Origin of the sequence: Enterococcus viikkiensis, from assembly GCF_005405345.1 — a bacterium.
Lineage (GTDB): Bacteria > Bacillota > Bacilli > Lactobacillales > Enterococcaceae > Enterococcus_A > Enterococcus_A viikkiensis.
The window spans coordinates 29,109-42,238 of sequence record NZ_BJDW01000009.1 but is presented as its reverse complement, the minus strand read 5'-3'; the positions used below and the strand labels follow the sequence as shown (position 1 = coordinate 42,238).

Below are 13,130 nucleotides of genomic sequence, written 5' to 3'. Positions count from 1 at the left end.
TATCTACAAAACTCAATTAAAATCTACTGTTCGAAGAAGTCCATTGGGTTCAGTCAGCCCACCAGCGATAACATCATGCAACATGTCTCTCGCTATACGATCAAATAACTTGCTTAGCTTATCCATGTACCTCATCCTTCGACTCTTATTCTCTTCTTAATTAAGAAGTAAACGAAAAAAGTGGTTCAATCAACACTGAATTGATTGAACCACTAAGATTATTTTTTCCCGCCAAAGGCATCCTTCATTTTTCCGAAGAACCCTTCTTCTCTTTGTTCACTCACCGTTTGACCGCCAGCTTCCGCAAAGGCTCGTAGCGCTTCACGTTGCTTGTCGTTCAAGTTTTTCGGTGTAATGATTCTTACTGTGACTTGTTGGTCACCGTTGGTATTGCCTCGTAATCTTGGCGCACCTTTACCACGCAATCTGAACTTCGCACCCGTTTGTGTTCCAGCAGGGACTTTCAATTTCACATCACCATGAACGGTTGGAATATTGATTTCATCCCCTAGCGCTGCCTGCACAAAGCTTAACGGTAACGTGTAATAGATTTCTGCGCCATCACGATCGAAGAGATCACTTTCTTTGACCTTGAAGACAACATAAAGATCACCGTATGGGCCACCGTTGATGCCAGCTTCCCCTTGATCTGCTAAACGCATTTGTTGTCCATCTTCTACCCCAGCCGGTACTTTAACCTTGACTGTATGTGGGCGTTTTTCATGACCTGTACCATGACAAGTTGGACAAGGATCTTTGATTTCTTTTCCTGTACCATGACAAACATCACAAGTTTGACGGCTCATCACACGACCAAGCGGCGTTTGATGTTCCACATTGATTGTTCCAGCGCCATGACATTTGTGACAGACTTCTGGTTCGGTTCCTGGTTTCGCCCCATTTCCGTGACACGTATGACACGTTTCTTCACGGTTGTATTTGATATCCTTCTCAACCCCAAAGATTGCTTCTTCAAATTCCAAGTTAATGGAATATTGTAGATCTGAACCTTGTCTTGGGGCTTTTGGATCGGCTTGACGAGAACCGCCGCCGCCAAAGAAAGATTCAAAAATATCTTCAAACCCAAATCCGCCTGCTCCACCAAAACCACCAGCACCGCCAAAGCCACCTGCTCCGCCAGCACCAAAGTTTGGATCGGTTCCCGCATGACCGTATTGATCATAAGCCGCCCGTTTTTGTGCGTCGCTTAGGATTTCATAGGCTTCAGAAATTTCTTTAAACTTTTCTTCTGCGTCAGGTTCTTTATTGATATCTGGATGGTATTGTTTGGAAAGCTTGCGGTAAGCCTTTTTTATTTCATCATCCGAAGCGCCTTTTTGTACTCCAAGGACTTCGTAATAATCTCGTTTTGTAGCCATTGGCTTCCCTCCATAATTTCATAGAATCGTTAGTATTGTATCACACAAAAAATCGATACGATACTCTTCTTAGATTTTTTCTAAAGGAACGATTGTCCTTGAAAGAAAAAAGGCCAAAGTGATGACTTTGGCCTTTAGCAACGAATCAATTATTTGTCGTCATCGTTAACTTCTTCAAAATCAGCATCTACGACATCATCTGCGCCGCCTTGTGCTGCGTTTGGATCAGCATCCGCTTGTTGTTGAGCCGCTTGTTCGTAAAGTTTAACCGTCAAGTTTTGAACGATTTCGTTTAACGCATCACGTTTTTCTTTCATTTGTTCGATATCGTTGGCTTCGACTGCTGCTTTCAATTCATCGCGAGCATCTTCTGCTTTTTTGACTTCGTCGGCGTCTACTTTGCCTTCTAATTCTTTCAATGTCTTATCAACAGAGAATAGTAAAGCATCCACGTCATTTCGTAAGTCTACTTCTTCTTTACGTGCTTTATCCGCTTCAGAGTTTGCTTCAGCGTCTTTCACCATGCGATCGATTTCGTCGTCTGATAAACCAGATGAAGATTTGATCGTGATTTTTTGTTCTTTTTGTGTCCCTAGGTCTTTCGCAGATACGTTTACGATCCCGTTCTTATCAATATCGAATGAAACTTCGATTTGAGGGATACCACGAGGTGCAGCTGGAATATCTGTTAATTGGAAGCGACCTAATGTTTTGTTATCAGCAGCCATTGGACGTTCACCTTGCAACACATGGATGTCTACTGCAGGTTGGTTGTCAGCCGCTGTTGAGAATACTTGTGATTTCGTTGTAGGAATGGTTGTGTTACGGTCAATTAATTTAGTGAACACGCCACCCATTGTTTCGATCCCTAATGATAATGGGGTTACGTCTAGTAAGACAACATCTTTCACGTCACCAGTGATAACGCCACCTTGGATCGCAGCACCCATCGCTACTACTTCGTCAGGGTTAACAGATTTGTTTGGTTCTTTGTTTGTTTCTTTACGGACGGCTTCAACAACTGCAGGAATACGGGTTGAACCACCGACTAAAATAACTTCGTCAATATCAGATTGTGATAAACCAGCATCTTTCAACGCTTGACGAACAGGGTTCTTCGTACGTTCTACTAAGTCAGCTGTGATTTCATCGAATTTCGCACGAGATAGCGTTGTTTCTAAGTGCAATGGACCAGCATCGCCGGCTGTGATAAATGGTAAGCTGATTTGAGTTGAGCTGACACCTGATAAATCTTTTTTCGCTTTTTCAGCAGCGTCTTTCAAACGTTGCATCGCCATTTTGTCTTTAGAAAGATCAATGCCGTTTGCTTGTTTAAAGTCTGCAACTAGGAAATCGATAATCTTGTTATCAAAGTCATCTCCACCTAGACTATTATCACCAGCAGTAGATAATACGTCGAATACGCCGTCTCCTAATTCAAGGATTGATACGTCGAAAGTACCACCACCAAGGTCAAATACTAAGATTTTTTCGTCTTTATCTGTTTTGTCTAAACCATATGCCAAAGCTGCGGCAGTTGGTTCGTTGACGATCCGTTCCACTTCTAAGCCAGCGATTTTACCAGCGTCTTTAGTTGCTTGACGTTGTGAGTCATTGAAGTAAGCAGGAACAGTGATGACTGCTTTTTCTACTTTTTCGCCTAGATAATCTTCAGCGAAGCCTTTGATATATTGTAAAACCATTGCTGAGATTTCTTGTGGTGTGTAAGATTTGCCTTCAACATCCACTTTGTAGCCCGCTTCGCCCATGTGGCGTTTGATTGAAGAAATCGTGTTAGGATTGGTTACTGCTTGACGCTTTGCAACTTCTCCGACTTGGATTTCACCGTTTTTAAATGAAACGACAGAGGGTGTTGTACGATTGCCTTCTGGGTTTGTAATGATTTTAGCTTCTCCGCCTTCTAAGACAGCGACTGCTGAGTTTGTTGTTCCTAAGTCAATACCAATAATTTTACTCATAGTTGAAAATCTCCTTTTTCTTTTATTAATTTTAGATTGATTTATTATTGAGCTACAACGACCATTGCGGGACGCAATACACGGTCATGTAGTTGATAGCCTTTTTGTAAGACAGTGACGATCGTGTCCGCCTTATGATCATCATCTACGGGAACGGTTTGAACCGCTTGGTGTAGATTAGGATCGAAGGCTTCCCCTTCTGCCTTGATTTCTGTGATGCCTTCTTCTTTCAATGCAACGGATAGACTTTCAAGCACCATCTCAACCCCTTTTTTTAGGCTGGCTCCTTGATCGTCAGTTACTTCGGTTGCTAAAGCTCTTTCTAAATTATCGATCGCCGGCAACAACTTCTTGCCTAAATCTTGTGAACGGTAACGAACAAGCTGTTCGCGTTCATTTTTGTTACGGTTCGACATGTTCGCGATCTCAGCGCGAGCTCTCAGGAACTTATCTTCCATCTCGTTAAATTGCTCTGTCAATGCTTCAACTTCCGAAAGTTCCGGGATGTCGATTTCTTCTGCTTCAGTCGCATCAGCTTCAGTCGTTTCAACCTCTTCTAATTCTTCTTCCGCTTCGTGTTTTTTTTCTTTTGCCACCACGCGTACTTCCTTTCTTTTTAGAACTCCTATTAATGATACAAATCCAGCGAACGATAATAATCATTCAATGCATTTGTTAACTCATAACGAAACACTTCCAATAAACCAAAGACCTTTGAATAAGGCATCGATGTTGGCCCTAACAATGCGATCGTTCCTCGGCCATGCCCGCGAATTTCATAATTCGCCTGGATCATACTTAAATGATCAAACAAATCGTTGCCGAGTTCCGCGCCGATCCGAACATGGATGTTGTTGTCTGACGGCAATAAAAGCTGCGTCAATTCATCGGAATTCTGCATTAAAGAGTACATTGATTTTACTTGGTTTAAGTCCTGTTCTGGATTAAAATTCAAAATATTCATCCGACCACTAACAAAGACCTTGTCTTCAAACGCATCGCTCAAAATGACGTCAAACAAATGACTGATCCCTTCAGTGGTTTGAAAATAGCGATGCAGGATCATAGGAATCTCTGTTCTTAATTTCTGATAGACGCTCACTAAAGGCTGTCCGACTAAACGATCATTAATGATCTGGACCATCTTCTCTAAGTCTTGACTGGCAACATTTTCCGGAATGCGAAACACTTGGCTCTCCACATTTCCTTTGTCCGTCACGATGATCGCCAAAATCTGCCGATCATTCAAGGGCACAATTCGAAAGCCGGTCAACGTTCGATCCTTCATTTCAGGACCGAGGGAAAACGCTGTATAGCTCGTAACTTGAGAAAGCATTTTAGCAGATTGCTGAATGATATCATCAATCTCATGAATATCTTTTTTTAGCGAACTGCGAATCTGATCTACTTCTTGATTGCTCACCTTCGCTGGCGTTAGTAAATGATCCACATAATACCGATAACCAGAAATTGAAGGAATTCGTCCAGATGAAGAATGAGTCTTCTCCAGCAGACCAAGCTCCTCCAGAGCCTTCATATCATTGCGGATAGTCGCGGAACTTGCTTTTACGCCTTCTTCCATTAACCTTTTTGACCCAACCGGTTGCCCCGTGTTGGTAAAGTCTTGGATGATCAAGCTGAGAATCAGTTTTTGTCTTTCTGTTAACATTCTTCTCATCCTTTAGTTAGCACTCTTTCTTTTTAAGTGCTAACTCGATTATTAATATACCACATCTGCTAAAGATGTCAAGGAATAAATACAAAAAATTAGCACTCTTGACATAAGAGTGCTAATCGTTTTTGTTCAGTAAAAATTCTTGGAAAACATCATTGCCTCGAAACAATCCTTGCTTGGTCAAATGAACCCTTGTCTCGCTCTCCACTAAGAGATTTTGCGCCTTTAATTGCTCAATCACTGGGCCATAAACTTCTGTTAAACTCTGACCAAAACGTTCAGCGAAAACACGTTTTTCTACTCCTAAAATTTTTCTTAAGCCGAGAAAAAGCTCTTCTTCAATCTGTTCTTTACGGGTCAATACTTCTTCCTCCAGTAGCGGTAACTGGTCCTCTGCTAACGCTTTTAAATAATGCTGGATTGGGCCACGATTTTTATAGCGCCGATTTCCTAGATAGCCGCTGGCACCCGCACCTAAACCAAAATAATTTTGATTGTTCCAGTAAACGAGATTGTGCTTGCTTTCAAAGCCGGGTGTCGCAAAGTTACTAATTTCATATTGCTTTCTACCGGCTTTTTCCATCGCTTCGATCGTTTCCGAATACATTTGAGCTTCGATCTCTTGCTCCGGCAGCTGCATTTTCCCTCGGCGTACCCAATTCATAAACATTGTTTGATTTTCTAAAATCAACGAATACAACGCATAATGGGGCAGGTCTAATGCTAATGCTTTTGCGACCGTATCACGAAAACTTTCTAAACTTTGACCAGGAAGCGCATAAATTAAATCAATCGTCACATTGCGAAAATCCTTTTCCTCTAATAAGTGGATTGTATCATAAACATCTTGTGCCGTATGCTTTCGTCCAATTTTTTTTAGCAACCGATCATCAAAAGTTTGCACGCCCATGGACAAACGATTGACCCCATAATTTTTCATAACCGTTAATTTGTCCGCTGAAAGATCCCCAGGATTCGCTTCAACCGTGAACTCGCCTTGATCAAAAGGCAAAATTTCCCGTAGTCCACTTAAGAGTCGATCCAATTGCGATGCGCTCAGAGAAGTTGGCGTACCCCCGCCGACATAAACCGTCGCCATTTCTTCGACTGGATTTTTTAGCAGTGCGAGCCGAGCTTCTTTTAATAATGCTTCTATATAATCATCGACTGGTTGCCCCTCAATAAAAACTTTATTAAAGTCGCAATAGTAACAGATGTGTTCACAGAATGGAATGTGAATATAAGCTGATGTAGATTGTGTCATGTAATTCCTCTTTCTAGTGCAGTATGCGTTCAAGGGGTATTTTAACATAGATTTTTCTGCTAACAATCTTTCTCAGCTTGATATCAACCTTCAAAAAATAATCTTAACTATTGACATAACAAAAGAATAAAAAAAAGGCTGGAGCTATTAGCTTCCAGCCTTTGGGAACTTCAAGAGCTATCCTCGCTGTCTGCGAAGAATTAACAACCCTAGACCCCCAACTATTCCTAACCCTATTAAAGAAAGAATCTGATTTTTCGAGTCGTTAGTTTTAGGATATTCCCTAGATGTCTGAGCATTTTGTTTTTGTGTTGGCTCAACACTTTCGGTAGCCATCTTAGTTATTTGAGGCTGCTGAGTCGTTTGATTTGATGCGCCCTCAGTCGTTTTAAGGTCCTCTCCTGCTGAATCAACGACCGCTTTGATCCGGTTTACTGCTCCAGCGACATCATTTGCTCGATTTTCCAAATCTACCCCGGTGGCTTTTGCCGCTTCCGATCCTGCGACAGCTTGCTTTTGTATAGCCTGTGCACTGGTTTTGACTTGTGAAATGTTTTGATCGATTGTCGTTTTGTCTGCTTGAAGCTGCGCTTGCAGTTCCTTCGCATCGGCGATTTTCTTATTAAAGTCTGCACGAGCTTGGTCAAGTTGCTCTTGCGCTTGCGACCATGTACTTTCGATCGTTTCATGATCCGTTTGTAAACGACCATTTACCTCAGATACATGCTGCTGAAAATCCGCGTGGTTTTGACTTAATTGATTTTGGAACTCTTCAAAATCATTGTGCAAGTCTTGCTGACGTTTTCCCCGACGCTGCTGAGCATCTGCCAAATCCTGAGCAATCTGCTGTTTGCGTGCTTCATATTGTTCAGTCGCCGCTTTCAATTGCGCGGCGATGCTATCTGTCTGAGGTAATTTCTGGCTACTGCTTTCTGTTGTTGCCGTTGTTGGGATCGAAGTCACCGTTGCCTCATTCGTCTCAGCCGCACTAACAGCTGGAGAAAAAATAAGCCCCGCTGAAAAAGCAACGAGCACGGCAATAAACGCTTTTCTCTTGGTCATTCTATTCATTCCCTTCATCGACCATTATAGCGAAGAAAAGCAAAAAAGGTTAATAAACAGATTGACCGATTTGTCTAAAAAAGAATTTAAAAGTTTTGCCAACAGAAAACCCAACTGCACAAAAAAGGGTCAGGGACATCGTCAATAAATCATACTCTACCTGCACGTTATTCAGTTAAAAAAGTTTAGCATTGACAACCTACGACCTACGATTGAAAGTTCAACTTTTCATTACTGACATCAAAATGATTATGCTTTACCATCCTATTGCGTGTAGAAAATAAAGAGAATTATAAAAACAGACAGCCTTCTAGAAAGCCGTCCGTCTTATTTAGAGATAATTCATATTTTTTAATTCATTCTGTGCGGCAGTTAACTGTTTAGGGTTGACCAAAACGATTGGTCCCGTACACCCCATTCCACTTTCGGCATAAATATTGGCTGCCCACAAAACTTTCACTGCCTCCTCCAATTCCATGATCTCGATCCCGGTTATCTCACTGGTGACGACTTCCTTTGGTGGTGATCCAATTTCTTGTGTTTCTTTTTTTGATGGTTCAGTCAAGTTATCGCATAGTTTTTTAAGCCCCGCTTGATCTGCTTTTTGATATTCTTGTTGACTGATGGCCCCCAGTTTGCCTCGTGCTAATTCGTAGGCGTATTCCAATGCGTTAGCGATTACCGGGGCGCCACTTGCTCGTGAGATAATACAAATATTGCGGTCATACTTACGACCAATTCCCGGACCATAGCCGGAACCAGAGATCTCGTAGTTTCCTCCGCTAGTGTACGCAGAAAAAAACTTCATCAAAATATTTCCGGTCAAGCTATCACAAACGACGACATCTACGCTACCTAATAGTAAATCATTGCCCCGCAATACAATGCCGCCATCTGCTCGTTGACTCTCTCCGAAGGTTATCCCATACCCATTCTCCTGCAACGTCGTCAAAGTTCGCTCAACAGTTTTAGCTCCTTCAACATTTAAAACGCCCACAGTCGGTTTTTCGATACCACAGGCTTTCGCTGCAATAATCCCATTGATAGCGTTTAAAACCATCGCCTCAGTGCGAACACCACTAGTCGTTCCCGTCGTTGTGGCAATAAAGAGCTCTCGACCTAACGCTGGGGTGAGCACTTTTCCGACCGTCGAAACACCAATTGGAAAATTATAATGCAAGGTCACACAGCCTTGGATCTCACCGTTATCCAGCAGTTCCTCCATCAACTCAGCGGATTCTTTTTGGCAATCCGTCGTAGAATAATGAATAAAATCCTCGGCCCAGTCGACATCGCTGCCAATTAACACTAAATCAAAGAGCTTCTTTTGCTTTATCGCATATGCGGCCTGTTTCATTACATCCAAGCCCAATTCACTGCCATCAATCGTTAAACCAATCTTCATTCCTGCTTCCATTCGCCCGGCTTCCAGGCTGATGGCTAGCTCCTCAAATACTTTTTTTACGGTTTGTTTTACTTGATCAGACATTGGTTTCACCTCTATTCTACTGAAAGATTGGCAGCGAAACTTCTCAACGCCTGCGCTACTTCTCGTTTGACTAATGCTTCTAAATCCTGTTGGTTCTCCTCGGTAACTTTTCCGCTATTTTTTTCAATCAAGATTGAGACTCCGTCAAACAAATTCGTCATTCGCCCTAAGAAAAGTGAGCCTTTGCCAACGATCATCGCTCGTTTTTTATCGCCAATTACTAAATCTTCTGTTGCAAAGCCGAGATAAGGAATGCCACTAGGAATATGCCCTTGTGTCGGGGCCCAGCCAACTAAGGCTTTTTCATCGACAAAGGCTTTTAGATCTTTTTTCTCGATGTCCTTACGTAGCACCCCGATTGCGCCGATCATTTTAAGGTTCGCCAATGGAACATCACCAGCGCCCGCAGGTTTGGTGATATCAGGATTTTGCATTTCAACTGAATAAACATCCACGTCTTTAATCGTCAAGTGCGCTTTTTCTAAGATGCTCCCGATTAAAGCAGTAGTCACGGCTTGTGGACTCGAACCACTACCAACCTCATGCTTACCGGTCAGATCGTGACGTAAAATTGGATGAATTCCGTCGTTTTCACTGATCAGCGCCGCAAAGCCGCCTAGTACATCTTCTAAAATCGGCAAGCCTTTTCCAACATGGGACTTGCCGTTCATTCCTAATTTTGCTGTCGCTCCACCGGCAACTAAAACGACATTTTTATGCGTGCCTGCCGCCACCAAGGAAGCCGCCGTGATCAAGGCATGGGTCGGTCCGGCACAAAAACTGCGAATATCCGAACCTGTCGCGTGTTCACAACCACATAATTCAGCAATCGATTTCGCAAAATTGCCCCCGCCTCGCTGGTTCATATCCCCACAAGCTTCTTCGCTGCATTCGATCACATAATCAATTTCTTTAGGATCGATTCCCTGCTTGGCGATCAATTGCCGCAAAGCCAATACCCCACTGGCTTTAACGACGAGATTTTCTAGCATCACGTGCGCATTTAAATTCACATCAATCTGATGGGCAGGACTGACACAGCCAACTAATTGGCGTTCATAATATAGGCCTTCTCCGTTGTTTTCATCAAGTTCTTGCTGGAGCCACGTCACGTCTTTGCCTTCTTTGATTTTTGCCGTGTCAGCTTTAAATAAGGGGTGCTCATTTAACGATGCACGAACTTTCTCCGCAAACTGTGCTTCCAAATGGACCAGTTCAAACACATCAACCAGCTGTAATAACCCATAAAATTCCAATTCCGGCATAATCTCGCCGAATTTTCCTTCTCGCTTGCCGGTATATGTTTCACTAATCCATGGCTGAGGAATCTCCTTTAACGCTTCATAACCTAAATTACCGATGAAGGTCTGGTTTGGCGCATAATTCACCACCTCTTCATAGCTGCGAAGATGCTCGTAAAGACTGGCTAAATACGGACTGTCTGGCGTAGTGATTTTTTCCATCGTTTGGGTCGTTCCATTATGCTCGATCATATCTGGTGTGTGGATCAATACATAACTTGCCCCTCGTAAAGTCGAATAATTCATCTGTATCCCGCCTTAAACATATTTCTGGATCATTTCTTCGATGGTTTCTTTGGTACAATCATCCTTTGCTACTTCATCAATTTTTTCGCCATTCTGGTAAATTGAAATCACCGGAAGTCCTAAGACTTTATGTTGGATACAGAAACGCCGAACTTTTTTCTGTGACGTATTAAATTTCGTGAACCGGATTTGATCGCCGTATTGTTCATATAATTCTTCAACAGCTGGCATCAAAGCTAAGCAATTTTCACAAGTCTCTCCCCACCAGTCCACCAACACCGGCGTGTCTTGTTCTACTACTTCTGATCCAAAATTATCAACAGTTAATTCGATCATCTTGCTAGTACCTCCCTTTTGATTTTCTCGACGTATTTTTGGGCTGAGAAGGCAGCGATCGCCCCATCACCGGTAGCTGTAACCACTTGTCGCAGCACTTTCGGCCGCATATCCCCCGCCGCAAACACGCCCTCTATTTGTGTCGCCATCGCTTCGTCAGTGATCATATAGCCATATTCATTCAATGGTATTTTCCCTTCATAGAGCTTAGTACTAGGGACATTTCCAATAAAGACAAAAATACCAAACAACCCATCTTCTTTATCCGCTTCGAAACGTGTCAGTCTATCTGTTTTTATATTGCGAATCGTCATGGCCTCTACCATGCCGTCTCCTTCGATATGCTCCACGACAGAATCAAAAATATAATCGATCTTGTCATTGGCTCTCACTTGCTCAATCGCGATCGCATCCGCAGTCAATTCACTTAAATTTTGAATAATCGTGACTTTGCGGGCAAAGGTAGTAATAAACATCGCTTCTTCCACCGCCGAATTCCCGCCACCGATCACGAAAACCTCCATATCCTCAAAAAAAGCGCCATCGCAAGTCGCACAATAAGAAACGCCTTTTCCTGCTAGTTCCTGTTCTCCTTCACAGCCGATCGCTCTAGGAAAAGCTCCGTTGGCACAAATCACCGCGCGAGACTCGTAAACGCTACCATCTTTACAAATAATTTTTTTAACTTGGCCTTCTAACTCTAACTCAGTAACTTCTTTTCGCAACTGAATTTCTGCGCCAAATTGCACAGCTTGATCTGTCATCCGTTTGATTAGTTCTGGTCCTGAGGTTTCTTCTTCTGACAGCTTGATTGATCCTGGAAAATTGGCGATTTCATGAGTGGATACAATCTGCCCTCCTAGCTTCGTTTTCTCTAAAAGTAGCACCTTCAAACGGGCTCTGGCATTGTAAATAGCTGCCGTCAAGCCGGCTGGTCCGCCACCAATAATGATCACATCGTACATTGCTTTGCTCCTTTCTCTCTATGAACTGCCTGAGTGAAGCCACTCAGGCAGTTCGGCATTATTCAAATACGGTTTGCTCCTCCACTGCGGTTGTCATCGCCATTAGAGCTTTTTCAACGATGCCCCGCCGAAGTTTTTGCTCTTCGGCCAAACTTAGACTTGGATTTCCTAATGGATGAGGAATCGCGACCGCTGGAACGATCCGATTCGCGCCGACTGTTTGCGAGATTGGAACTACTGTGCAAATATGAACCACAGGCAGACCTGTTTTTTCAATTTCTTTCACCATCGTTGCACCGCAACGTGTACAGGTTCCTCAGGTGGAAGTCAAAATAACTGCTTCAACACCATCTGCTAATAATTTTTGCGCAATTTCAGCTGCATATTTCTTCGCGTTGGCAACAGCCGTACCATTGCCGACGGTCGTATAGAAATAATTGTGCAGACTCCCGATCATCCCTTCTTTTTCCATTGCTCTAACAATATCTAATGGCAATACACGGTTTGGATCTTGGTTTGCATAAACAGGGTCGTACCCGCCGTGAGCCGTCTCATAAGAATCCGCTGTCAATGTATCAACATTTTCAATAGAATACATGCCATACTTCGACGCGCTACTCGATTCAATTCGATCTGGATTGCCTTTGGGAACAATTCCACCAGAAGTCACCAACGCGATCTTCGTTTTGGTTAGATCCTTGATCGCCGTGGCTGGTGCCACATTATCAAACTCAGGCATCGGAAATTCAGTCACGAATTCCTCGTTTTTCACCTTGTGAATCAGCATCTCTACCGCTCGTTCCGAGCCACGTTTTTCATCCTGAAAATTTTTGCGATATCGAACAAAGTAATTGTCCGCAGCTGGTGAAACGGCTTCGCCTTTCAACAATTTCAACGTAAGACGTGCCATTACCGGCACCGCTTTACGCATACCGGCCGCACTATTTCTTGTCGGTGTGATATAGGCTGCCTTCTTGTACATTTCAACACCGGGATTTTCTTCATACATCCCCGTTACCGCTGGAATATCAAGCTCCGTCATTACCGCCTGCGCGACTTCTCCGCAAGCGATGCCATATCTGCCGGCGTTGAAGGCTGGGCCCGCCACCACGATATCTGGTTCAAATTGTTTGATGCGTTCAAGCACCTCTTTTTTGGCACTATCCAAGTTCTCGTTAAAGAAACTGTCACCGCACACAACGGTGCCGACGATCTCTGCCTCTTCGCCAAATGAATTCATAAAAGCAAGACCTGGTCCTACTACTTCGGCCTTTGAGAATGGTTGGATGTCCGCCTTTTCTTCACCACCAATCCCAGCATAAAACTGGTTGATATAGTGAACAACTTTAAATTTAGTCATAAGACGCTCCTTTACTGGTTGATGTCTAGCTTTACAAACAAGTTTTTTTGACTTATTGGTCGCACACTGAAGAC

The 13,130-nt window shown here is 43.2% G+C and carries 11 protein-coding genes; all 11 read right to left on the bottom strand.

Going from position 1 to position 13,130, the window contains the following annotated elements; all coding sequences use genetic code 11:
• Positions 1-218: 218 nt before the first annotated feature.
• On the bottom strand, positions 219-1,379 hold the full coding sequence (gene dnaJ, locus FFM67_RS06160) for a molecular chaperone DnaJ (RefSeq protein WP_137613704.1): 1,161 nt from the start codon (positions 1,377-1,379) through the stop codon (positions 219-221).
• Positions 1,380-1,528: 149 nt separating this feature from the next.
• Positions 1,529-3,358 (bottom strand): molecular chaperone DnaK, encoded by a 1,830-nt coding sequence (gene dnaK / locus FFM67_RS06155; protein ID WP_137613703.1) that lies wholly within the window; start codon positions 3,356-3,358, stop codon positions 1,529-1,531.
• 44 nt (positions 3,359-3,402) lie between these two features.
• Entirely contained in the window at positions 3,403-3,954 is a 552-nt protein-coding gene (gene grpE, locus FFM67_RS06150) for a nucleotide exchange factor GrpE (protein ID WP_137613702.1), read from the bottom strand.
• Positions 3,955-3,986: 32 nt separating this feature from the next.
• Positions 3,987-5,027, bottom strand: a complete 1,041-nt coding sequence (gene hrcA, locus FFM67_RS06145; protein WP_137613701.1) for a heat-inducible transcriptional repressor HrcA — start codon at positions 5,025-5,027, stop codon at positions 3,987-3,989.
• Between the two features lie 121 nt (positions 5,028-5,148).
• The gene (gene hemW, locus FFM67_RS06140; RefSeq protein WP_137613700.1) at positions 5,149-6,297 is read right to left on the bottom strand and encodes a radical SAM family heme chaperone HemW; all 1,149 of its coding nucleotides are present in this window, start codon (positions 6,295-6,297) and stop codon (positions 5,149-5,151) included.
• 177 nt (positions 6,298-6,474) lie between these two features.
• Positions 6,475-7,359 carry an LPXTG cell wall anchor domain-containing protein gene (locus FFM67_RS06135; RefSeq protein ID WP_170177997.1) on the bottom strand — a complete coding sequence of 295 codons (885 nt, stop codon included), beginning with the start codon at positions 7,357-7,359 and terminating at the stop codon, positions 6,475-6,477.
• Between the two features lie 331 nt (positions 7,360-7,690).
• Entirely contained in the window at positions 7,691-8,848 is a 1,158-nt protein-coding gene (gene grdD, locus FFM67_RS06130; protein ID WP_137613698.1) for a glycine/sarcosine/betaine reductase complex component C subunit alpha, read from the bottom strand.
• Positions 8,849-8,859: 11 nt separating this feature from the next.
• Positions 8,860-10,395 carry a glycine/sarcosine/betaine reductase complex component C subunit beta gene (gene grdC, locus FFM67_RS06125; RefSeq protein WP_137613697.1) on the bottom strand — a complete coding sequence of 512 codons (1,536 nt, stop codon included), beginning with the start codon at positions 10,393-10,395 and terminating at the stop codon, positions 8,860-8,862.
• A gap of 12 nt (positions 10,396-10,407) precedes the next feature.
• Positions 10,408-10,731, bottom strand: coding sequence for a thioredoxin TrxA (gene trxA / locus FFM67_RS06120; RefSeq protein ID WP_137613696.1), 324 nt, complete (start codon positions 10,729-10,731; stop codon positions 10,408-10,410).
• Positions 10,728-11,696: an NAD(P)/FAD-dependent oxidoreductase gene (locus FFM67_RS06115; RefSeq protein ID WP_137613695.1), complete on the bottom strand. Its 969-nt coding sequence runs from the start codon at positions 11,694-11,696 to the stop codon at positions 10,728-10,730. The genes trxA and FFM67_RS06115 overlap by 4 nt, the downstream gene beginning before the upstream one ends.
• A gap of 58 nt (positions 11,697-11,754) precedes the next feature.
• Entirely contained in the window at positions 11,755-13,056 is a 1,302-nt protein-coding gene (gene grdB / locus FFM67_RS06110) for a glycine reductase complex selenoprotein B (RefSeq protein WP_137613694.1), read from the bottom strand.
• Positions 13,057-13,130: the final 74 nt, after the last annotated feature.